At 69.5% G+C, this 20744-nt stretch carries 21 protein-coding genes; 8 read left to right on the plus strand and 13 right to left on the minus strand.

Going from position 1 to position 20744, the window contains the following annotated elements; all coding sequences use genetic code 11:
• Positions 1 to 3: 3 nt before the first annotated feature.
• From GGR24_RS05915 to GGR24_RS05930, 4 genes are read right to left on the minus strand one after another with little or no spacing between them, the layout of a single operon-like run.
• Positions 4 to 714: an ABC transporter ATP-binding protein gene (locus tag GGR24_RS05915; RefSeq protein WP_183394324.1), complete on the minus strand. Its 711-nt coding sequence runs from the start codon at positions 712 to 714 to the stop codon at positions 4 to 6.
• On the minus strand, positions 711 to 1814 hold the full coding sequence (urtC, locus tag GGR24_RS05920; protein ID WP_183394325.1) for an urea ABC transporter permease subunit UrtC: 1104 nt from the start codon (positions 1812 to 1814) through the stop codon (positions 711 to 713). The genes GGR24_RS05915 and urtC overlap by 4 nt, the downstream gene beginning before the upstream one ends.
• A gap of 19 nt (positions 1815 to 1833) precedes the next feature.
• Positions 1834 to 3441 (minus strand): urea ABC transporter permease subunit UrtB, encoded by a 1608-nt coding sequence (gene urtB / locus GGR24_RS05925; protein WP_343066204.1) that lies wholly within the window; start codon positions 3439 to 3441, stop codon positions 1834 to 1836.
• Positions 3442 to 3463: 22 nt separating this feature from the next.
• The gene (locus GGR24_RS05930; protein ID WP_183394326.1) at positions 3464 to 4714 is read right to left on the minus strand and encodes a transporter substrate-binding protein; all 1251 of its coding nucleotides are present in this window, start codon (positions 4712 to 4714) and stop codon (positions 3464 to 3466) included.
• A 287-nt stretch (positions 4715 to 5001) separates the two neighbouring features.
• Between GGR24_RS05930 and GGR24_RS05935 the strand changes: the two genes are divergently transcribed.
• Positions 5002 to 5349, plus strand: a complete 348-nt coding sequence (locus GGR24_RS05935; protein ID WP_183394327.1) for a transposase — start codon at positions 5002 to 5004, stop codon at positions 5347 to 5349.
• Positions 5350 to 5373: 24 nt separating this feature from the next.
• Here GGR24_RS05935 and GGR24_RS05940 read toward each other — a convergent pair whose 3' ends face one another.
• The 5 genes from GGR24_RS05940 to GGR24_RS05960 all read right to left on the minus strand — a co-directional run bounded on the left by GGR24_RS05940 (position 5374) and on the right by GGR24_RS05960 (position 9584).
• Entirely contained in the window at positions 5374 to 6273 is a 900-nt protein-coding gene (locus GGR24_RS05940; RefSeq protein ID WP_183394328.1) for a helix-turn-helix domain-containing protein, read from the minus strand.
• The gene (locus GGR24_RS05945) at positions 6270 to 7028 is read right to left on the minus strand and encodes an SDR family NAD(P)-dependent oxidoreductase (protein WP_183394329.1); all 759 of its coding nucleotides are present in this window, start codon (positions 7026 to 7028) and stop codon (positions 6270 to 6272) included. The genes GGR24_RS05940 and GGR24_RS05945 overlap by 4 nt, the downstream gene beginning before the upstream one ends.
• Before the next feature lie 220 nt (positions 7029 to 7248).
• The gene (locus GGR24_RS05950; protein ID WP_183394330.1) at positions 7249 to 7797 is read right to left on the minus strand and encodes an NAD(P)H-dependent oxidoreductase; all 549 of its coding nucleotides are present in this window, start codon (positions 7795 to 7797) and stop codon (positions 7249 to 7251) included.
• Between the two features lie 55 nt (positions 7798 to 7852).
• Positions 7853 to 8674 (minus strand): GNAT family N-acetyltransferase, encoded by an 822-nt coding sequence (locus GGR24_RS05955; RefSeq protein WP_183394331.1) that lies wholly within the window; start codon positions 8672 to 8674, stop codon positions 7853 to 7855.
• 97 nt (positions 8675 to 8771) lie between these two features.
• Positions 8772 to 9584, minus strand: coding sequence for a methyltransferase domain-containing protein (locus GGR24_RS05960; protein ID WP_183394332.1), 813 nt, complete (start codon positions 9582 to 9584; stop codon positions 8772 to 8774).
• 201 nt (positions 9585 to 9785) lie between these two features.
• Here GGR24_RS05960 and GGR24_RS05965 point away from each other — a divergent pair, with 201 nt between their 5' ends.
• Positions 9786 to 10811 carry a DUF808 domain-containing protein gene (locus tag GGR24_RS05965; protein WP_183394333.1) on the plus strand — a complete coding sequence of 342 codons (1026 nt, stop codon included), beginning with the start codon at positions 9786 to 9788 and terminating at the stop codon, positions 10809 to 10811.
• Positions 10812 to 10843: 32 nt separating this feature from the next.
• Here GGR24_RS05965 and GGR24_RS05970 read toward each other — a convergent pair whose 3' ends face one another.
• Together GGR24_RS05970 and acdA are read right to left on the minus strand one after the other, a co-directional pair.
• Positions 10844 to 11716 (minus strand): LysR substrate-binding domain-containing protein, encoded by an 873-nt coding sequence (locus tag GGR24_RS05970; protein ID WP_183394334.1) that lies wholly within the window; start codon positions 11714 to 11716, stop codon positions 10844 to 10846.
• Positions 11717 to 11750: 34 nt separating this feature from the next.
• Positions 11751 to 12983 carry a 3-sulfinopropanoyl-CoA desulfinase gene (gene acdA / locus GGR24_RS05975; protein WP_183394335.1) on the minus strand — a complete coding sequence of 411 codons (1233 nt, stop codon included), beginning with the start codon at positions 12981 to 12983 and terminating at the stop codon, positions 11751 to 11753.
• Positions 12984 to 13169: 186 nt separating this feature from the next.
• Between acdA and GGR24_RS05980 the strand changes: the two genes are divergently transcribed.
• The 4 genes from GGR24_RS05980 to GGR24_RS05995 are packed head-to-tail and all read left to right on the plus strand — an operon-like array spanning position 13170 to position 17358.
• Positions 13170 to 14129 (plus strand): Bug family tripartite tricarboxylate transporter substrate binding protein, encoded by a 960-nt coding sequence (locus tag GGR24_RS05980; RefSeq protein ID WP_183394336.1) that lies wholly within the window; start codon positions 13170 to 13172, stop codon positions 14127 to 14129.
• Between the two features lie 35 nt (positions 14130 to 14164).
• Entirely contained in the window at positions 14165 to 15664 is a 1500-nt protein-coding gene (locus GGR24_RS05985) for a class I adenylate-forming enzyme family protein (protein WP_183394337.1), read from the plus strand.
• Complete coding sequence (locus tag GGR24_RS05990) at positions 15665 to 16408, plus strand: enoyl-CoA hydratase-related protein (RefSeq protein ID WP_183394338.1); 744 nt, start codon at positions 15665 to 15667, stop codon at positions 16406 to 16408. It begins immediately after the preceding gene.
• Positions 16409 to 16437: 29 nt separating this feature from the next.
• Positions 16438 to 17358 carry a ketopantoate reductase family protein gene (locus GGR24_RS05995; protein WP_183394339.1) on the plus strand — a complete coding sequence of 307 codons (921 nt, stop codon included), beginning with the start codon at positions 16438 to 16440 and terminating at the stop codon, positions 17356 to 17358.
• A gap of 88 nt (positions 17359 to 17446) precedes the next feature.
• On the opposite strand, the gene GGR24_RS06000 is transcribed toward GGR24_RS05995, so the two are convergent.
• Positions 17447 to 18424: a DnaJ C-terminal domain-containing protein gene (locus GGR24_RS06000; RefSeq protein ID WP_183394340.1), complete on the minus strand. Its 978-nt coding sequence runs from the start codon at positions 18422 to 18424 to the stop codon at positions 17447 to 17449.
• A 132-nt stretch (positions 18425 to 18556) separates the two neighbouring features.
• Positions 18557 to 19039 (minus strand): RT0821/Lpp0805 family surface protein, encoded by a 483-nt coding sequence (locus GGR24_RS06005; RefSeq protein ID WP_183394341.1) that lies wholly within the window; start codon positions 19037 to 19039, stop codon positions 18557 to 18559.
• A gap of 180 nt (positions 19040 to 19219) precedes the next feature.
• Here GGR24_RS06005 and pdxH point away from each other — a divergent pair, with 180 nt between their 5' ends.
• Positions 19220 to 19822, plus strand: coding sequence for a pyridoxamine 5'-phosphate oxidase (gene pdxH, locus GGR24_RS06010; protein ID WP_183394342.1), 603 nt, complete (start codon positions 19220 to 19222; stop codon positions 19820 to 19822).
• A 15-nt stretch (positions 19823 to 19837) separates the two neighbouring features.
• Positions 19838 to 20743 (plus strand): SDR family NAD(P)-dependent oxidoreductase, encoded by a 906-nt coding sequence (locus tag GGR24_RS06015; protein ID WP_246397943.1) that lies wholly within the window; start codon positions 19838 to 19840, stop codon positions 20741 to 20743.
• The last annotated feature ends 1 nt before the right edge of the window (position 20744 follow it).

A 20744-nucleotide genomic window follows, 5' to 3' on the forward strand; every position in this document is an offset into this window, starting at 1 on the left:
GTCTCACCGGCCCAGATAAACGTCGACGACCCGCGCGTCGGCGCGGGCCCGGGCCATGGAGCCCTCGAACAGCGTGCGGCCCTCATGCAGCACAGTCACCCGGTCCGCGATGGCCTCGACGAAGTCCATGTCGTGTTCGACCACCACGATGGCGCGATCGGGGGTCCGCAGGCGCCGAATGAGGGCCGCGGTGCGTTCGGTCTCCTCGTCGGTCAGGCCGGCGACGGGCTCGTCCAGCATCAGCACCCTGGGCTCGGACACGACAACCATGGCGATCTCGAGCCACTGCTTCTGGCCATGGGCGAGTTCGCTCGCGAGCCGGTCCGCATGCTCCGAAAGCCCGACCGTCTCCAGGATCGCCGCGACCTTCTCATGCGATGCCGGGTCGCCGGCGCCGCCCAGTCCGATCTCGACGTTGTCGCGGACGGACAGCGCCTCGAACACGCTCGGCTTCTGGAACTTGCGCCTGACGCCCGACCGGGCGATCGCGCTCTCGCTGCGGCCCGTGAGCTCAAGCCGCTCGTCGAACAGGACGCGTCCGGCCCTGGCGCGGCTGACGCCGGAGATGACGTCGAGCAGCGTGGTCTTGCCGGCGCCGTTCGGGCCGATGACCGCGCGCACCTCGCCATAGTCGATGGCGAGCGACAGATCGTCGATCGCACGGAAGCGGCCGAACTCGACGGTCAGGCCTTCGACCAGCACCGCGACGGTCATGACGCTGCATCCTGCGGCCGCAGCGCGCCGGGGCGCGACAGCAGCGCGGGGCGCCAACGGCCGATGTCGAGCAGCCCGTTCGGGAAGATCAGCGCGACGAGGATGACGAGGCCCGACAGCACGAAGGGCCAGAGTTCGGGAAGCGTCGCCGACAGCGAGAACTTGATGGCGTTGACCAGCACGGCGCCGATCACCGCGCCGGCGAGCCGGCCGCGGCCGCCGATGGCGCACCAGACGGCGATCTCGAGCGAAAGCTCGGGCGAAAGCACGCGGGGATTGATGATGCCGACCTGCGGCACGTAGAGCAGCCCGGCGATCGCAGCGATCACCGCCGACAGGCACCAGACCGCGAGCTTGAGCCGCAGCGTATCGTAGCCGAGCGAGCGCAGCCGGATTTCGTCGTCGCGGGTCGCGACGAGAAGGCGGCCGAACCGGCCGACCATCAGCAGCCGGCATCCGACAAGCGTGACGCCGAGCACCCCCAGGGAAGCGAGCGCGAGCCCGGTCGCCACGCTCGGCGACTGGAACGGCACGCCGAAGATCATCTGAAAACCGGTCATGCCGTTATTGCCGCCGAAGCCGGTGTCGTTCCGGAACATCAGCAGCATCGCCACATAGACCAGCGCCTGGGTGATGATCGCGAAATAGACCCCGCCGACCCGCGAGCGGAACGACACCCAGCCGAACGCGAACGCCGCCCCGAACGAAACCGCGATTGCCGCCAGCAGCGCGACCGGAAAGCTGCCGAGCGGCGCCCACCAGGCCGGAAGCGCCGTCCAGCCCATGAACTGCACGATGTCGGGCGTGACCCCAGTGGTCGCGACGGAATGCTCGAGCAGGTGCATGCCCGCGACGTAGCCGCCGATGGCGAAGAACAGGCCGTGTCCGAGGCTGAGGATGCCCGCATAGCCCCAGATCAGGTCGAGCGCGACGGCGAGCAGGGCGAAGCAGGCGAGTTGCCCGATGATGTTGACGCGATAACCCGACAGGCCGGGCCACAGGGCGACGGCGGCGAAAGCCAGAAGCGTTGCGGCCGCCACGCCCGCGAACACCCGGTCGTCCAGCGCCCGAGCCGGAAGGGGAGGCTTCGGCGCGATCATGCCTGTGCCCTCCCCGCCCTCACTTGCGGCGCCCCTTCACGGCGTAGAGACCCTCGGGCCGCCACTGCAGGAAGGCAATGATCATCAGCAGCACGATCACCTTGGCGGCGACCGCGCCGTAAAGCGGCTCGATCAGAACGTTGATCTGGCCGACGCCGAGCGCGGCGAAGGCCGTGCCCGCGAGCGTCCCCACGCCGCCCAGCACCACGACCATGAAGCTGTCGACGATGAAGTTCGAACCCATCTGCGGGTTCACGTTGTAGATCGGGCAGAGCGCGAGTCCCGCGAGACCGGCAAGGCCCGAGCCCAGGCCGAACGCCATCATGTCGACGCGACGGGTCGCGACGCCCACGCAACCCGCCATCGCGCGGTTCTGGGTGACCGCGCGGATGTTGAGGCCGAGCGGGGTTCGCTTCAGAACGAACCAGGTGAGACCAAGCGTCAGGCCCGCGAACACGATCGCGAACAGGCGGTTCCAGGTGACGATGAAGTCGCCCATCAGGAGACGGCCGCCCGAGATGTACCAGGGCGTCACGAACTGGAGGTTCTGCGTGCCGACCGTGACCCGCATCAGGTTCACCAGCAGCAGGCTGACGGCCCAGGTGGCGAGCAGCGTCATCAGCGGACGGGTGTAGAGGCGCCGCACGATCGTCGCCTCGAGCGCGACCCCGATCCCCGCCGTGGCTAGGAAGACCACCGGGATCGCGGCGATCAGGTACCAGTCGATAAGGCCGGGGGCGACGGCGCGCAGGGCCTCCTGCACCGCATAGGCCACATAGGCGCCGATCATGATGAACTCGCCCTGGGCGAGATTGATCACGCCCATCAGCCCAAAGATGATCGCAAGTCCGGCCGACGCCATGAACAGGATCGAGGCGATAGACAGGCCGTTGTAGAACACGTTGAGCGCGTTCGAGACCGAGAGCCAGCGCCCGATCGAGGCGACGCCGCCGTCGACCGCCATGCGGAAGCCGGGGTCGGTCTGATAGGCTGGATCGCTCTTTAGCGCCTCGATCCGGGTCAGCGACCGGCGGTCCGGGGTCGCGGCGATCCGCTCGATCGCCGCGATGCGCTTGGACATATCCGGCGAATTGAGCAGCGCGGCCTGGCCGACGGCGAGGATGCGGCTCCTCAGCCCCGCGTCAGTTTCGGCCTCTGCCGCCTTCTCGAAGAATTCCGGCCGCAGCGACCCCGCGCGCCGCTCGAGCGCGGTCAGCGCCGCGCCGCGATCGTTCACGGCCGCGCCGCTGCGAAGCGTGGCGGCCGCGCGTACCGTCTCGAACAGCGGCCGGTTCTTCAGGCTGAGCAGCGGAGACGTACCGACCGATCCCTCGACCGGCGAAAGGGTCGCAGCGTTCACGGCGCCCTCGGGGGCCACGATGGCCGGGTCCTGCGGACCGCATTTCAGGCTGCGGTCGATCGCGGCGCCGGACAGCGCGGCGGCCCATCTCGCGTCGTCGGTCGTCGCGTCGACGAGCCCCGCCAACATGGCGTTCGCGGCGTCCGTCATGCCGGCCGCGCCACCGCAGATCTGGCTCGCGATCGCCGCCCGATCAAACGCCGCCGCAGCCGCTCCGCACGTCAGGATCGCGCCGAACAGACCCGCGAACAGGGCACGCCACCACACCGCTATCGGCCCTGCGTCAGGATCAGCCGTACGGGCTCATCGGCACGGGCTTCGGCGTGTCCTCGGACTGCCAGAGCACGTCGAAGCCCTGGGAGTCGTTGACCGAGCCGATGAAGACGCCGCGCGAGACGTAGTTGTTCTCGGCCGTCATGCCGATCTTGTAGCCGGAGGGGCAGTCGAAGCTCAGGCCGGCGAACGCCTTCTGCACTTCCGGCACGTCAAAGGAGCCGGCCTTCTTGGCCGCCAGCGCCCAGAGGTGAACCGCGTCATAGGTCGACACCATGGGGTCGATCGCGACATCCGGGCGGAACGGGGCCTTGGTCCGGCCGACGTAATCGGACCAGGACTTGAGGAACTTCTGGTTCGCTTCGCCCTTGGCCTGCTGGAGATAGGCCCAACAGTTGAGGTGGCCGACGAGCTTCTGCGTGTCGAGGCCCTCGAGGTCCGCCTCCACCATGTCGAGGCCGAGGACCGGCACGTCGGAGGACGAGATTCCCTGGTTCGCGAACTCCCGCATGAAATCCGGGATCGAGGAGCCGACGACGGTCAGCACCACCACGAGCTTCCCGCCCGGCGCGTCCGCGAAGGCGCGGATCTGGTTCACGATGGTCTGGAAGTTCGAGAAGGAGAACGGCACGTACTCCTCCTTCCAGGCGCTCTCCTCGATGCCCTTCGTCTTCCAGTAGCCCTTGAGCTGCTTGTTGATCGTGCGCGGCCAGACATAGTCCGAGCCGACCATGAAGAAGCGTTTCGCCTCCACCCCGTCCGGGCTCATCAGGTAGTCGACCGCCGGCAGCACCGAGCTCGCAGGCGGCGAGTTCACATACACGACGTTCTTCGAGTTCTCGTCGCCCTCGAAATGGAGGGGGTAGAACAGGAGCCCGTTGTTCTGCTCCACCACCGGCAGCACAGATTTGCGGGACACGGACGTCCAGCACCCGAACAGCGCGGCGACCTTGGTCTCCGACAGCATCTGCCGACCAATCTGCGCGTAGAGCGGCCAGTCGGAGGCGGGATCCGACGTGACGACTTCGATCGTGGAGCCGTTGACGCCGCCCGCCGCGTTGATCTCTTCGGCCGCCATCTTGGCGACGAAGTTCATGCGGCCCTCGAGGTTCGCCATGGTGCCCGAGGAGGAGAACAGGCAACCGAGCTTCACCGTCCCCGCCGCACGGGCGGACCGGATCAGCGGCGGCGCCGACAGCGGCAGGAGCGCGCCAGCCGCAGCCGCGCCCGTGGTCCTGAGGAAGGTTCTGCGGTCGAACTTGCTCATCGCCTTGGGCCTTCGGAGGATTTCGTCACCCGACGCTGACGTCGCCGGGTCCCTCCGAGCAAGGTCAAATTTCAGCTTGTGGCGCGCTCCAAATGGGCAGTCGGACAGCCGTCCGGCGGCGATGTCAAAATTGACATCGGGCGATTGGACGCCGGCTCAGCGTCGCCGCCATCGTTGCGGCTCGCGTCGGCCATGCGGTTTCAGAGCTTGCGGGAAGCGGCCTGCGGGATCACCCTGCTCTAAGTATAGGCATGTCCACATCGTGGGCTAAGGCGCGAGGTTCGGAGATGGCCGCGTCGCGTTTGACGGATGAAGAGATCGCGATCCTCCTGGGGGAGGTGGCGGCCGGCGCTTCGCTCGAGGCGGTCTGCGCGAGCGCGCATGTGTCCGTCCGCACCTTCTATCGCTGGAAGCGGAAGTTCGAGGGGCTGACGCCGTCGGGCGTGCGGCAGCTCAAGGCGCTGCGGCGCGAGAACAGCGAGCTGAAGCGCCTTCTTGCCGCACAATCCGGGGGCCGCCTTGAAGCAACGGTCTTGCACCCGGACGCAAGCCGGCCGGCTCCCGACTCCGCCGCCTTGAGAGAAAACCGGGGCGTCAGCCTCGGCCGATTTGCGACGGTCCGATCGGTCGCGTGATGGGACCGGCAACCGCGTCGTGAGCTACCGCGCATCCCGATAGCGCGACGGCGCGACGCCCGTGGCTCGCTGAAACGTCTGCGCGAAGTGGCTTGGGCTCGAATAGCCGACGGCCAGGCCAATCTCCAAGACGGAGCGGTCGGTCTCCCGCAGGAGGCGCTGCGCTTCGGCGATCCTAAGGCCCGTGAAATATCGCTGGGGCGAACAGCCCATGGAGCGGCTGAACACCCGGCTGAAATGGAAGGGGCTCATCTCCGCGACCGAAGCGAGTTCGGCCAGCGAGAACGGCTCGGCGAGGTTGTCACGCATGTGCTGGACGATGGCCCGCGCGCGGAAGGCGGGCAGGCCGCTCCGCCGGCGGATGCGGCGCTCCGGGTCGGCGAACGCGCGCAGGACGCAGACCGCCAGCGCCTGGCCGACGCCCTGCAGAAGCGTCGGCGCGGGCGATGCTCCGCCTGCGATCTCGCGATGGATGAGCTCGAGCAGCGCCGAGACGGCGTGGTCGCGCGCGCCGGACGCCTCACGCAGCGCGGGGCGCTGCGGCTGACCGAACAGATCGGCGGCCGCGGCCTCGATCAGGTGAACGCCGAGATGGACGTGAAGCGCCTCGAAGGAGGCGCCCTCGGCCCGCCATCGCAGCTCATAGGGCTCGTCGGAGTCCACGACGAACAGGTCTCCGCGGCGGACATCGACGGCGCTCCAGCCCCCGCCGAGGTCGCGCTCCTCGACCCGCGCCCCGCCGTCTGCGATCCAGACCAGCAGAGGGTCCGCCACCGCCGGCGCGACGAACGGCTCCGCGATGGTGCGGTGGACGAAGCGCTCGACCAGCAGACCGCCCGGTCCGGTGTCGGCCTGCCCCAGGATCTCGCCCGGGACGTGGCGCAGCAGCGAGCGGGCCCTCGGCGGGGGATCTTCCGCGGTCATCCGATCGGGACGCTCATCCCGCCGTCCGCCATCACGACCGACCCGACGATGAAGCTGGCGCGGTCGGAGGCCAGGAACGCCACGATCTCGGCGATCTCCCGCGGCTGCGCCGCCCGGCCGATCGGCGCCTTGGCGCCGTGCTCGGCGAGGAATTCGCGGCCATCCTCGCGAAAATGATCGAGGATGTTGGTGACGACGTCGCCGACCCCGATCGCGTTGACGCGGACGCCGTGCGGGATCGCCTCCAGAGCCTGGGTCCGGGTCAGCTGCGCCAAGGCGCCCTTCGAGGCGGCGTAGGCGGAGATCCCCGGGAAGGCGAAGAAGGACGCATAGGACGCGATGTTGACGATCGCTCCGGAGCGGCGCGCCATCATGACCTTTTGCGCCTCGCGCGAATGCAGGAACGCGCCGGTGACGTTGGTCTGCATCTGCCAGTCCCACTCTTCGCGGCTGAGCTCGACGAGTTCCTTGTAGATGATCCGCCCGGCGTTGTTGACGAGGATGTCCAGGCCGCCGAACCGCTCGACGGCGAGCTTCACCGCGGCCTCGGCGGAACCGTCGGCCGCGACGTCGGCCACCAGAGGCGCGACGCCGTCGCGCGCGAGTTCCTCGACCGCCGGATTGACGTCCTCCGCCACGACCTTCGCGCCGCGCTCGTGCAGAAGCTCGGCGACGGCGCGGCCGATGCCGCTCGCCGCGCCGGTGACGATCGCGACCTTGCCCGCGACTTCGTTGACGACCGTGTCCTGTGTCATGCCGTATGGCTCCGCATCCTGAGAGATGGCGGCCGCTTCCGGTCTTGGAGGGGGAGCGACCATGAGGCGCCAGACTAGGAGCCGCAGGCGCGCCGCTCGCTCGGGGGTTTGCGCAAGCTGTCGGGATCTTGTGCAAACCCGCGCGGCCTCGGCTTTTCGAGAAGAACAGCGGCTCGCATGGCTTCGCGGGGAGGACGTGACGGCAGGCTCGCCCCCGCCCTCAGGCGGCGCGCGGGCCGCGCCAGCGCTCGATCCGTTCGACATAGGACCGGGCGGCCTCGGCCCTTTCCTCGTCGCTCAGCTTGTTCGCACGATAGACCAGAAACGGCTCGGTCCAGCGCCAGGCGCAGCGGCTCGCGATGGACTGAAGCGGGCGCAGCAACTCGGCCAAGGGAAACAGGTTGACCCCGTCAGGACTGTACGCCTCCGGCGTGTTTCCGGCCGTCGCCGCCACCATCACGGGGAGATCCCGCAGCCTCTCGCCCTCCTGCTCGGGCCGGAGATAGTACATGCGGGTCAGCACGACGTCCTGCCACGCCTTCAGGAGCGGCGGCGGCGCATACCATTGCACGGGAAACTGCAGGATCAGCCGCTCCGCCGAGAAAAGCCGCTCCACCTCCGCGTCCACGTCAATGGAGCGAGGATCGGGATAGAGCGAACCCATGTCGTGGACGACCACGCCCGCCACCTGCGCGGCCGCCTCCGCCAGGGCCCGGTTCGCATGGGACCGGGCATAGTCGGGATGGAACACGAGAAGCTGGGTGGTCATGGCGCCTCCTCGATAACCGTCAATTCAGGCGCCCTTCGGCGGTTGAACGTCATCCTCAGCTTGGCCGCCGAAGCTTGTAGTTGGGACGTACATAGGCGGCCGAGAAACCGGCCTTGTCGTAGTTGCGGAACGACGCGTAGGAGGCCTCTTCGCCCGCAGGCGGACTGGCGGTCTCCGCGGTGAAGCCAAGCACGCCGACCGCTGCGCCGTCGGCCAGGCGCGCCGCGATGAGGCTGGCCTGGGCGCCGCGGCCGCGGGCTTCCGTAAGCGTCGTATCCACGCCGAGCCAGGCGCACTGGCCGTTGATGAACATCGCGCCGGCCGCGACTGGCTCTGGGCCGTCAAAGGCGAGGTAAGTGCGCCAGCCGTCCCGACCGGGAAGACCCGCAAACCACGGCCTTGTCGTCTCTGGCAGGCCGAAGCCCTGCTGGACGACGCGCGCGAACGCGGCGCCGTGGTCACGGCCGACCGAGCGAACTTCGAGGTCGCTCGCGCTGGGGCGGATGGGCATCGAGGCAGGCCGACGCCATTTCGCCCAGCCGGCGCCGGCCGGCTCGAGACCGCGCGCGGCGGCCCATTCCGCGATCGCGGCGGGCTGCGCCGCCGGTGAGATCTGGATCGCCCAACCGTCGGCGGCGTGCCGCTGAAGCCAGGCGAGCGCCTCTTCAAACTGTTCCTTGCTCCACGGGACGCCGACCCCCGGAGCCATCACACGGTTGAACTCCGTAATCGGAACGGCCCGATAGGCCAGGGCGCCCGCGCCGGCCATTCGCCTGCAGGCGAGGCCGGCCTCCGCTGCATGATCGGGTGGTGCGGCTGCGAATAGATCGAGCCACGCGAGGCACTCGGTTTCTTCGATGTCCTGCGCTGCGATCATCCCCGCCTCCTCTCACGGAGCTCTTCAACGGCTCTGCGTTTCACCGACGGCCCGCGCCGCGCAGTCTCGGAGGCGGCTCGCTCATGCCGGTCGACCGTCAGTTCGGAACGCGCGACCAGCCGCAGAACTGCAGCGGTCCCAGGATCTGCCCCCGGGCGGCTGTGGCGGCCTCAGCGAGACTCTCCTCGAGCCGATCGACATCCGGCCGCGGCCAACCGATACGCTCGAGCTGCGGCACGACGTTTCGGAGCGTCGCCGCGTACCAGGCGTAGATCGGAGACTCCGGACCGCCGCCGGCCGGCGCCTCGCAGAACACGGTCGGCAAGCTCATCCCCGCCTGCTGGAAGTGCTCGACGAGACGACTGCCGGAGTCCGGATGCTGCAGGACCGAGCCGAAGGCGGCCACCAGCGCCTCCCACATAACTGTCAACGGCGGCAAGGCGGGCCATGTGGGGTTCTCTCCCCGCAGGGTCGGCTCGTGGAAGGCGACTGTTCCGCCGGGACGCACGCATTCCGCCATAGCCTGGATGAGCCGAGCGGGAGACGCCTGATGGAGGAGGACATAACGGCCGACGGCCATGTCAAACGCGGCCGGCTCCCGGAACGTCTCGTCACCCTGGACGAAGGTGACGTTGTGAACAGCCAGCGCCGCCGCCCGCTCGCGCGCGGCCGCCACGGCTTCGGCGCTGCGATCGACGCCGAGCACGGCCCCGGAGGGCCCGACCAACTCTGCAGCCAGCAGCGAGACCTCCCCATTGCCGCATCCGAAATCGAGCACCCGCATGCCGGGCGCGACGCCCGCCTCCACGAGCATGCGCCGTGTGATCGGCCGCAGGCAGACCGACTGCAGCTCCAGGCGGCGCAGCTCCTCGTCCGCATGGCCGAGGATGTAGGGAATGCTGTCGGGCACATCGCCCTCCTGCCTCTGGTGAAGCCGCCGCACAGCAGAGCAGCGTCGCGTCAGCCAACCTATCAGAAGGTAGGTTTGTGGCTCGATTGAGGTGATCGGGCTCCCCGAACCTTCGGCGCGCGCCATATCGCGAGCGCGTCGCCTTGCTGCGTGGCACGCGATAGCGTCAGGTCGCCCTGAGGGGCTCGTGGAGTACGATTGATGGCCGTCGGACTGATCGCACTGCTCGACGATGTGGCGGCCATCGCCAAGGTGGCCGCCGCGTCCCTCGACGACGTCGCGGGTCAGGCCGCGAAGGCGGGCGTCAAGGCGGCGGGGGTCGTCATCGACGACGCTGCGGTGACGCCGCGCTATGTCGTCGGCTTCGCGGCCGAGCGCGAACTGCCGATCGTGTTCCGGATCGCGCTGGGCTCTCTGAAGAACAAGCTGCTGTATCTGCTGCCGGCGGCGCTTGCCCTCAGCTGGTTCGCGCCCTGGGTGATCACGCCGTTGCTCATGATCGGCGGCGCCTATCTTTGCTACGAGGGAGCGGAGAAGGTCTACGAGGCGCTGTTTCCCCACAAGGCGCACGAGCACGAGAAAGCGGTCGGCGGCGCGGGCGGCGCCGCGGCGCTGGAGCAGCAGAAGATCTCGGGCGCGATCAAGACGGACTTCATCCTCTCGGCTGAGATCATGGCGATCACGCTGGCGGCCGTGCCGGCGGACGCCTCGTTCTGGAACAAGGCGATGGTGCTGGCGGTCGTCGGCCTCCTGATCACGATCGCCGTCTACGGCGTCGTCGCGCTCATCGTGAAGGCGGACGACGCCGGCGTCGCCATGGCGAAGAGCCCGTCCCAGTCGGCCTTCGGGTCCTTCGTGCGGAAGCTCGGCCGCGCGCTCGTCGTCGGAATGCCGTTCCTCCTGAAGGGCCTCGCGATCGTCGGCACGGCGGCGATGATCTGGGTGGGCGGCGGCATCATCGTGCATGGCCTGGCGCATTACGGCTTCACGCACATCGAAGAGGCGCTCCACCACGCCGCCGAGGCCACGTCGCACGCCCTGCCCGCCCTGGCGGGCGCCGCCGGTTGGCTGACGACCGCCGCCGGCTCCGGCGTCGTCGGCCTCGCGATCGGCGCGGCGATCATCCCGCTGGCGAGCTACGTCATCGGGCCGGCGTGGCGCGCCGTCGGGGGGATGTTCGGCAAGAAGAGCGCGCCGGTGGCGACGCCGCATGGCGGCGGCCACTAGAGGGAGGCAGGAGCGCGGCCGAGCCCGGCCTCTCAGCCTTGGCCGGACGCCTGCCGGAACAGCGCCAGGATGGCCTCCAGCAGCGGGACGTTGGCGTTGGTCTCGGCGAAGATCAGCGACACGTTGCGTTGCGCGTCCGAGCCCTCCAGCGGCCGGATCGCCACGCGCTGGCGATACGACTCGAGCGGGCGTTCGGGCACGATCGCGATCCCGATGCCGCGCTCGACCATCTCGATGATGGCCTCGATCGAATCGAGCTCCATGAACTCGTCCGGCTCGATCCGTCGGCTTGCGAGGAACCGGCCGATGATGCGGCCGACGCCCGCATGGCGGTTGAAGCGGATGAAGTTGGCGTCGAGGATCGCCTCGATCGTCGGCGGCGTTCCGGCGTCGAACGCCGAGATCAACGCGAGCCTTTCGCGCATGATGATCTCGCTGCGCAGGCCGGCCGGGAGCTTCGCCGGTTCGGTCACGATCGCGGCGTCCAGCGTTCCGTGCTGCACGCCCTCCACCAGCGGCTCCGACAGAGCGCTCTGAACACGCATATGAATGCCCGGATAGCGCCGGTTGATCGCCTGCAGGACGTTCGGCAGGAACCCGATCGTCGCTGTCGGAATACATCCCAGCATCAGGCTGCCGGTCAGCGCTTCCGTGTTCTCCGCGGTCTCCCGGATGCCTTCGAGCAGCTCCAGGATCTCGCGCGCCGACCGCGCGATCGCGATGCCGGTCGGCGTCATGACGGGAGGACGGACGCTCCGGTCGAACAGGGCGACCTGAAGTTCCTCCTCCAGCGCCTTGATCTGCATGCTGATCGCGGACTGGTTGATCTTCAGTCTCTGCGCCGCCTCGACGAACGACTTCGAGTCCTGGATCGCCACGAGACTTCGCAGAGCCCTCAGGTTCACGCTGGTTCCTCGGTCTCTGGCAAGCCCGGCGCGTTCACTCCGCCGCGGCCGGCGCCGATCGGCTCGCTCGCTGGTCATCCCACGTGCCGTCGCGGGTCTGGGGCAGCCGCCAGCCGAGAACCTTGGAGGCGACCAGCGTGCGCAGCACCTGAGCGGTGCCGCCCCCGATCGTGAACATCCTGACGTCGCGCAGCATGCGCTCGATCGGCAGATCCTGCGAGTAGCCGCGGGCGCCGTAAAGCTGGAGCGCGTCGTTGACGACCTTGAAGGCCGCTTCGGAGGCGAAGATCTTGGCCTGCGCGGCCAGCACCGGGTCGGGGAACGGGCTGCCGTTCGGGCCGCGCGAGCGGGCCGCGGCGTACAGCATGAGCCGGGACGCCGTCAGCTGCATGCTCATGTCCGCCAGCATCCACTGCAGGCCCTGGAACTCGCCGATCGGCCGTCCGAACTGCCGCCGCGTCTTGACCCATTCGGTCGCGAGCTCGAACGCGCCGGACGCGATCCCCATCGCCACCGTCCCGGCGCCTACGCGCTGGCTGTTGTAGGCGTTCATCAGGTCCGCGAATCCGCGCCGGAACCCCGAGGGCGGAACCAGCGCCATGTCCGCAGGGATCTCCAGGTCCTCGAAGGCGAGGCCCCCTTCCGGCATGCCGCGCAGGCCCATGGTGGTCTCGCGGTTCGAGACCCGCAGACCCTTGGCGCCCAGAACGGTCAGAAAGCCGCCGATGCCCTGGTCGACGCCGTCTTCATCGAACACCCGCGCGAAGATCAGGTGGAGCTTCGAGACCCCGGCGCCCGTGATCCAATGTTTCGCGCCGTTGATCACATAGCCGTCGCCGCGCTTGTCGGCGCGCGTCGAGAGGCTCGTGGCGTCGCTGCCGGCGTCAGGCTCCGTGATGCAGATCGCAGGCTTGTCGCCTGAGAGGACGAGTTCGGCGGCCAGACGCTTCTGCTTCTCCGTGCCGTAGGCCATGACGGTCGAGAGCGCGCCCATATTGGTCTCGACGACGATCCGGGCGGCGACCGTGCAGTGCTTCGCGATCTCTTCCACGACGAGGACCGTGTCGAGGAAGGATCTGCCCTGCCCGCCATACTCGGTCGGGATCGTCATTCCCAGGAACCCCTGGCCCCGCATGGCCTCCACCACGTCCCACGGGTACTCGCGGGTCTGGTCGATCTCCACGCCACGCTTGGAAACCACGGAGCGGCCGAACGCGTCAGCCTCAGCCTTTAGTGCAAGCTCCTCGGGCGACAGGCCGTAGGTCATCGGAAACGCCTCCTGTTTCAGCGGATAGGAGCACAGGCATAAATATCAAGCAATCTGATCCCGTGCTGTATCAAAACCAAAAAATATGATTTCGTGGACGCCAGAGACAGGAGGCCGCGGAAGGCGGCGCGCCCCTCCTGTCATCAAACGACGGGGGAAAACCCCCGCGCTGTTGGGAGGACAGGCATGAACTTCAGGACGATCGCAGCGACCGTGATGCTGGCCGCGCTCGGAGCGGCGCCCGCTGTCGCCGGCCCCTATCCGGAGCGCATGGTGCAGATCCTGGTCCCCTATCCGCCCGGCGGGATCACGGACATCGTCGGCCGGATCGTGGCCGATCGGTTCACCACCGAGTTCGGCAAGCCGTTCACGGTCGAGAACCGGCCTGGCGCCGGAGGCATGACCGGCTCCGACGCGGTCGCCCGGTCGAACGACAAGGGCTACACGCTCCTGATGGGATCGGTCGCCAACACGACCTTCCCGGCCGTCAACAAGAAGGTGCCCTACGACCTCGTCACCGATCTGATCCCGCTCTGCCGGGTGATGTCGGTGCCGAACTACCTCGTGGTCAGCGCGGACAGCCCGTACAAGTCCCTGAAGGACCTGCTCGCTGACGCCAAGGCCCGCCCCGGCCAGCTGACGTTCGCTTCGACGGGCCCCGGAGCGACCCCGCATCTGTCCGGCGAGCTCCTCGCGACCATGGCCGGCGTCGACCTCACCCACGTGCCCTACAAAGGCAGCGGGCCCGCCTTCGTAGACCTCATTCCCGGCCGCATCTCGATGATGTTCGACAACGCGGCGTACTCCCAGGTGAAGGCGGGCAAGCTCCGCGCGCTGGCGGTCAGCTCGCCGGAACGCACCCCCGCCGCCCCCGAGATCCCGACGGTCGCGGAATCCGGCGTGCCGGGCTTCTCGGTGACCTCCTGGTACGGCCTCTGGGCGCCCAAGGACACGCCGCCGGAAGCGGTCGAGCTGCTGCGCGGCAAGCTCCAGGCGCTGTTCTCGGAGCCCGGCACGCAGGAGAAGATGGTCACCCTCGGGGGCAAGGCGGATCTCGCCTGCGGCGCGGATTTCGCGACCTTCATCGACGCTGAGCTCGCGAAGTGGCGCAAGGTCGTGGCGGACGCGGACATCAAGATCGAGTAGCAGGCTCCGGAAGGGGTCCCGCGGGAAAGGCCGGCATGACGTTCGCCGACATCATCCTACCGCATGCTGAGCGGCGGCCCGACGCGCCGGCGCTCAGCGACCTCGCGGGAACCGTCAGCTATGGCGAGCTGGCGAACCGGGTGGACGACGCCGCGCGCCGGCTCGCCGCGCTCGGCGTCGAGCCGGGCGACCGCGTGATGATCGTGGGCGAGAACTCCATTCCCCTCGCGGTCGCGATCCTGGCCTGCGCCCGCGCGGGCGGGGTCGCGGTGCTGGAGAACGCCCGTCGCGCGCCCATGGAGGTGGACGCCATTCTGGAGCACAGCCGCCCAAGGCGGGCGCTGTTCGTGTTCGAGCAATCGCGCGACGCCGAGGAGCATGCGGCGCGCGCGGGGGCGCAGATGGTCGATCAGCCCGCGATCGGCAGGCTTGCCGTGACGGGCGAACACCCTTGCGGCTCCTACGCCGCGTCCGGCCCGGACGCCGATCCGGAGCTCGCGGCCTTCATCTACACCACAGGCACCACGGGAGCGCCCAAGGGCGTCATGCTCACGCATGACAATCTCGGCTTCATCGCCGGCATGATGGGGACGCTCCGCGGCGTCGGGCCCACCGACCGGATCTATTGCGTGCTGCCGATCTCCCACATCATGGGGCTCGCCTCGGTGCTGCTCGGCGGCCTGAACGGCGGCGCGCACATCCATCTGAGGTCGCGGTTCTCGGCCGACGCCTGCCTTGCGGACGTCGCCGCGCTCGGCGTCACCGCCCTGCAGGGCGCGACCGCGATGTTCGCCAAGCTCAACGAGGCGGCCGCCCGGGCCGGCTGGCGCGCGCCCCACGCCATGCGGTTCGTGGCCGCCGGCGGCGCTCCGATCGACCTGACCGTGAAGGCGCGCGCCGAGGCCGTGTTCGGCTGCACGCTGCACAACGGCTACGGCCTGACGGAAGCCGCCTCGCTGTGCTGGACGCGCTTCGAGGACGACGTCTCCGACGACTCGGTCGGCCGTCCCCTGCCCGGCGTCGAGCTCCGGCTCGAGAGCCCGGACGGCGGCGCCGTGCCGCCCGGCGAGGCCGGCGAACTGTGGGCGCGCGGCCCGAACGTCATGCGCGGCTATTTCCGAAATCCCGAGCTCACCGCGCGGGCGCTGACGCCGGACGGCTGGTTCAACACCCAGGACCTCGCCCGCATCGACGACGACGGCCGGGTCTACGTCGTCGGCCGCACCAAGGACGTCATCATCCGCTCCGGCTTCAAGGTGAACCCGATCGAGGTCGAGGCCGCGCTGAACCGGCACCCCGCGATCGCGCATTCCGCCGTGGTCGGGCGCCCGGCCGAAGGCAATGAGGACGTGGTGGCCTTCATCGAGCGCCATGACCGCGGGTCGGAGCCGCCGGGCGACCTCGGCGCTCATCTCCAGAGGTGGCTTTCGCCCTACAAGCATCCCAGCAAGGTCGTCGTGGTCGACGCCTTGCCGCTCGCCCAGAACGGCAAGGTGCTGAAGCGCCTGCTCGTCGACATCGCGAAAGGCGCCTGAATGGCCGACGTTGTGACCTATGACTCCGCCGACGGGATCGCGACGATCACGATCAACCGGCCCGAGAAGATGAACGCGATCGACGCCGCGGTGGAGACCGGCCTCGCGGACGCCTGGCGACGGTTCAACGCCAGCCAGGACCGGGTCGCGATCCTCGCCGGCGCGGGCGAGCGCGCCTTCTCGGTCGGCAAGGACCTGAGCTCCGATTCCACGCCGGATTACCGCCGCTTCGTGCCCGGCTACGACATCGCGGTGAAGAAGCCGATCATCGCGGCCGTCAACGGCTGGTGCATCGGCGGGGCGCTCACGCTCGTGATGGCGGCGGACCTTTGCGTCGCCGCCGACAATGCGCGGTTCATGTATCCGGAAGCCAAGATCGGCTTCGCGGGCGGCCTCATCGCGGGCCTCGCGGGACGCATGCCCCACAAGGTCGCCATGGAGGTCATGCTGCTGGGCGAGGAACTCAGCGCCGAGCGCGCCTACCAGGTCGGCTTCGTCAACAAGCTAACGCCTCCCGGCGAGACGCTGGAGGCCGCCCGCGCCTATGCCCGCCGGCTCGCAGACAACGCGCCGCTGGTGCTCGAGATGCTGAAGGGGTTCGCGGGACAGGTGGTCCCGGCGGGCCCGATGGAGCGTGCGAGCCACGCGCTCCGCGAGGTCGAGGCGGTGATGTCCAGCGACGATTTCCGCGAGGGCTTCGCGAGCCGCCGGGAGAACCGCAAGCCGAACTTCACCGGGTCATGAGCCTCCGGCCGCACTCCGAAGGATCCAGCATGCGCATTCTCGTGGTGGGCGCCGGGGCGACCGGCGGCTATTTCGGCGGCCGTCTCGCCGAGGCCGGCCGCAACGTCCAGTTTCTCGTCCGGCCGGCCCGCGCCGATCGGCTGAGAGCCGACGGGCTGCGGATCGTCAGCCCCTATGGCGACCTGACGATCGTCCCGGACGTCGTGACCGCGGGCGAGATCGCCCAGCCGTTCGACGTCATCCTGCTCACCGTGAAGGCGTTCGGCCTTGTGGCTGCGCTCGATGACATCGCGCCGGCGGTCGGCCCTGAGACGATGATCCTGGCCTTCCTGAACGGAATGCGGCATCTCGACCTCATCGCCGAGCGCTTCGACAGGCGGAACCTCGTCGGCTGCGTCTGCAAGGTGGCGACCACCCTCGATCCCGACGGCCGCATCCTGCAGCTCTCGCCGGTGCAGGAGATCGCCTACGGAGAGCTCGACGGAACCGCGTCGGACCGCATGGCCCGGCTCGACGCGACGATGCGGGACGCAGGTTTCTCGGCGCGGCTGTCGACCGACATCGAACGCGAGATGTGGGAGAAGTGGACGCTGCTCGCGACGCTCGCCGCCTCGACCTGCCTGCTCCGCGGCAGCGTGGGCCAGATACTGGCCGCGCCCGGCGGCAGGCAGACCGCCTTCGCGCTGCTGGACGAGGTGACGGCCACCGTCAGCCGCGTCGGGCGTCAGCCGGGCGAGCGCGCGATGGCGGCGATCCGTGCGATGCTGAGCGATGAGGGCTCGTCCCAGACGTCCTCGCTCTATCGCGACGTCATGATCGGCGCGCCGATCGAGGCCGACCAAATTCTCGGCGATCTCCTCGCCCGCGCCCGAACGGCAGGCGTCCCGACGCCGCTGCTCACCGCCGCCTACGCCCAGCTGTCGATCTACGAAGCCGCCCGCCGCGGCTGAAGAGCCCCCCGGACGGGGCCGGACCTACGCTGGCGCCGTCTCCCATGGAGGCGTCTCGGGACGCCTCCGTGGGAATGCGGTCGGCCGTTCAACTCCGCGGGTCGTAAGGGGCCTCTTCCTTCAGCGTCTCGGCGAGCGCGGTGAGGCGCGGGTCGCCGTTCTTCGGCAGGGCGATCCGGAGCTCCACGAGCAGGTCGCCGGCCGCGCCCTTCTTGCCGATGCCCTTGCCGCGCAGCCGCAGGATGCGGCCGCCGTCGGAGCCGGCCGGCACGGTCATCTCGACGGCGCCGTCAAGGGTCGGCACGCGCACTTTGCCGCCGAGCACGGCCTCGTAGATCGTGATCGGAACCTCGACACGCACGTCGCGGCCTTCGGCGCGGAACTCGGGATCCGGCGCGACCCGGATGACGATCAGCGCGTCGCCCGGCTCGCCGCCGAGGCCGCTGGGCGAGCCCTGTCCCTTCAGGCGAATGGTCTTGCCTTCCTCGATGCCCGCGGGCACCGAGACGTCGAGCTCCTTGCCGGTGGGCAGGCGCACGCGCTGCTTGCCGCCGCGCGCCCAGTCGCGGAACGGCACCGTCAGCTCGGCGCGCAGGTCCTCGCCTTTGGGCGGCTCGCCGCCGAAGCCCGCGCCGGAGCGCGGCCGACGGCCGCCGAACGCGCCCAGAAGCTCGTCCAGGATGTCGTCGCCCCCGACGCCGGAGCGGGTGCGGGTTCCGCCGAACGGTCCGCCGGGGCTGAACTCGTAGTCGAAGCGCTGGCCGCGCTGTCCCCACGGCCCGCCCGCGCCGGCGCCCCCGCCCCAGGGCCCGCCCTGCCCGCCTCCGAAACCCTGGAAGCGCGGCTTGCCCTCGGCGTCGATCTCGCCGCGGTCGAACTGGGCGCGCTTCCCGGCGTCCGACAGCAGGTCATAGGCGGAGCCGATCTCGGCGAATTTCTCCTGCGCCGTCGGGTCATCCGGCTTGTGGTCCGGGTGCCAGGCCTTGGCGAGCTTGCGGTAGGCCTTTTTGATCTCGGCGGCGCTCGCCGAACGCGGCACGCCGAGCACGTCGTAAGGATCGCGCATCGCGTCGAGGAATCCGTGTGTTCGAGAAAGCCGCGCACAGTCTAGCGCGCGGCTCGGTTCGTGCTCAATGTGGGCGCCTGTAACATGAATGCAACAGGCCTGGCCGGGGCGTCCAGGCCCTGGTTCGTCGCCTCAGAGCGTGCGGCTCGCGGCCGTGCGGATGGCCACCGCCTCCCAGTAGCCGGCTGCGGTGCGGCAGGCCGTGCCCTCGAGACGCTGCTCGTGCCCGGCGGCGCTGTGGCTCGCCGAGAACGCGCGGCAGGTCGCGCCGTTCTCGGTCGTCGCGCCGGCGGCGGCGCTGAACGCCCCGTAGGCGCCCGAATCGGGATTGGCCCAGGGCACGGACGCATTGGTGGCGTCGGCGGACATGGCGATGCTGAGCGCGCCGCGCGCATAGGCCCAGTCGGACGGCGTGAGCGCGGGAGGCTCCTGGGGCGCCGTCGGCGCATAGGCGGCCGGCGTCGCGACGGGCGCGGCGGCGCCGCTCGCGCCCGGGGGCGGCCCCAGGGGCGCGGAGGTCACTGCGTCGGCCGCTTGGGGCGCCGGCGCGGTCGTGCGGGCGTCGATGCTGCCTGTCTTGATGTCATCGGCGTCGCCGGACAGCGGATAAGTCATGCTGCATGCGGCGGCGAAAAGCGCGACCGTCGAGATCGCAACGACCCGCAGCAGCAGTCGCGCTCGCGGCGCAGCCGACGCTCGTGTAGAGGAGACGCGTGTCGCCAAAGGCGGATCGAGGCTACGCAACAAACTCAGGAACTCCTTGATCGCCGCTGGATTGAACGGCAGGAGCAGTTAATGCCGGGTGACTTCCACGCAGTCGACGACCCCTTCCCTGTGATCGAGGCATGGCTCGAAGAGGCGCGCGCCACCGAGATCAATGACCCGAACGCGATGGCGCTGGCCACCGTGGACGAACACGGGATGCCGGACGTCCGTATCGTCCTGATGAACGGCTTCGACCGCCGCGGGCTGGTCTTCTACACCAATGTCGGCAGCGCCAAAGGCGCCCAGCTCGATCAGCAGCCGAAGGCCGCCGCGGTGTTCCACTGGAAGTCGCTGCGGCGCCAGATCCGCGTGCGGGGCCCTGTCGAGCGCGTCACGGACGCCGAGGCGGACGCCTATTACGCGACCCGTCCGCGGCTCAGCCGCATCGGCGCCTGGGCCTCGCGGCAATCCCAGCCGCTCGCCTCGCGCGCAGCGCTCGAAGAGGCGGTCGCGACGCGCGAAGCCGAGTTCGCCGGCGGCGAGCCGCCGCGGCCAGACTGGTGGACCGGCTTCCGCATCATCCCCATCTCGATCGAGTTCTGGCTGGACCAGCCGTTCCGCCTGCACGACCGCGCGGTTTTCCGGCGCGAAACCCCGGCGGACGCCTGGGTCCGCACCCGCCTCTATCCATGAAGGCTCAAAGCCGCGATGACGACGCCTGACCGACCGGCGGGCACGCCGCCCGCGACCTGCCCGATGTCCGGAATCCGCACGGGCGACGCCGTCCCGAGCATGAGCGCGGCGCCGACGGCCACGACGCAGGGCCCGGGGCCGGGCGCTGCCCCGGCGCCGACGCCGCGCGCGCGACAGAACGGCTCGAACGAGCCGCGGAAGACCCTGCTGCTGACCGGAGCAAGCCGCGGCATCGGGCACGCCACCGTCAAGCGGTTCTCGGCCGCGGGCTGGCGCGTCATCACCTGCTCGCGCCACGCTTTCCCGGAGGAGTGCCCCTGGGGCGCCGGCCCGGAGGACCACATCCAGGTCGACCTCGCCGACGTCGACAGCACGGTGGCGGCGATCGCCGAGGTGCGGGAGCGGCTGGAGGGCGGCGCCCTGCATGCGCTCGTCAACAACGCCGGCATTTCGCCGAAGGGCGCCGGCGGTTCGCGGCTGAACGCGATCGACACCGCGCTCGACGACTGGAAGACAGTGTTCCAGGTGAATTTCTTCGCGCCGATCATGCTGGCGCGCGGCCTGGCCGACGAGCTCACCGCCGCCCGGGGCTCGATCGTCAACGTGACCTCCATCGCCGGCGGGCGGGTGCATCCCTTCGCGGGCGCGGCCTATGCGACCTCGAAGGCGGCGCTGAACGCCCTGACCCGCGAGATGGCCGCGGATTTCGGTCCGCTCGGAGTGCGCGTCAACGCGATCGCGCCCGGCGAGATCGACACGGCGATCCTCTCGCCGGGCACCGACAAGATGGTCAACCAGATCCCGCTGCGGCGCCTCGGCACGCCCGACGAGGTCGCGAAGACGATCTACTTCCTCTGCACGGACATGTCGTCCTACGTCACCGGCGCCGAGATCCACATCAATGGCGGCCAGCACGTCTAGG

This window comes from Hansschlegelia beijingensis, assembly GCF_014196425.1.
GTDB lineage: Bacteria > Pseudomonadota > Alphaproteobacteria > Rhizobiales > Methylopilaceae > Methylopila > Methylopila beijingensis.

Bases quoted from the DNA above. Each gene is read 5' to 3' on its own strand.
- GGR24_RS06005 (WP_183394341.1), bottom strand. From the start codon at position 19,039: ATGACTTATCCGCTGTCCGGCGACGCCGATGACATCAAGACAGGCAGC.
- GGR24_RS05945 (WP_183394329.1), bottom strand. From the start codon at position 7,028: ATGACACAGGACACGGTCGTCAACGAAGTCGCGGGCAAGGTCGCGATC.
- GGR24_RS05930 (WP_183394326.1), bottom strand. From the start codon at position 4,714: ATGAGCAAGTTCGACCGCAGAACCTTCCTCAGGACCACGGGCGCGGCT.
- GGR24_RS05940 (WP_183394328.1), bottom strand. From the start codon at position 6,273: ATGACCGCGGAAGATCCCCCGCCGAGGGCCCGCTCGCTGCTGCGCCAC.
- GGR24_RS05935 (WP_183394327.1), top strand. From the start codon at position 5,002: ATGGCCGCGTCGCGTTTGACGGATGAAGAGATCGCGATCCTCCTGGGG.
- GGR24_RS05980 (WP_183394336.1), top strand. From the start codon at position 13,170: ATGAACTTCAGGACGATCGCAGCGACCGTGATGCTGGCCGCGCTCGGA.
- urtC (WP_183394325.1), bottom strand. From the start codon at position 1,814: ATGATCGCGCCGAAGCCTCCCCTTCCGGCTCGGGCGCTGGACGACCGG.
- GGR24_RS05985 (WP_183394337.1), top strand. From the start codon at position 14,165: ATGACGTTCGCCGACATCATCCTACCGCATGCTGAGCGGCGGCCCGAC.
- acdA (WP_183394335.1), bottom strand. From the start codon at position 12,983: ATGACCTACGGCCTGTCGCCCGAGGAGCTTGCACTAAAGGCTGAGGCT.
- GGR24_RS05965 (WP_183394333.1), top strand. From the start codon at position 9,786: ATGGCCGTCGGACTGATCGCACTGCTCGACGATGTGGCGGCCATCGCC.
- GGR24_RS05990 (WP_183394338.1), top strand. From the start codon at position 15,665: ATGGCCGACGTTGTGACCTATGACTCCGCCGACGGGATCGCGACGATC.
- GGR24_RS05955 (WP_183394331.1), bottom strand. From the start codon at position 8,674: ATGATCGCAGCGCAGGACATCGAAGAAACCGAGTGCCTCGCGTGGCTC.
- GGR24_RS06015 (WP_246397943.1), top strand. From the start codon at position 19,838: ATGACGACGCCTGACCGACCGGCGGGCACGCCGCCCGCGACCTGCCCG.
- GGR24_RS05995 (WP_183394339.1), top strand. From the start codon at position 16,438: ATGCGCATTCTCGTGGTGGGCGCCGGGGCGACCGGCGGCTATTTCGGC.
- GGR24_RS06000 (WP_183394340.1), bottom strand. From the start codon at position 18,424: ATGCGCGATCCTTACGACGTGCTCGGCGTGCCGCGTTCGGCGAGCGCC.
- GGR24_RS05915 (WP_183394324.1), bottom strand. From the start codon at position 714: ATGACCGTCGCGGTGCTGGTCGAAGGCCTGACCGTCGAGTTCGGCCGC.
- GGR24_RS05950 (WP_183394330.1), bottom strand. From the start codon at position 7,797: ATGACCACCCAGCTTCTCGTGTTCCATCCCGACTATGCCCGGTCCCAT.
- pdxH (WP_183394342.1), top strand. From the start codon at position 19,220: ATGCCGGGTGACTTCCACGCAGTCGACGACCCCTTCCCTGTGATCGAG.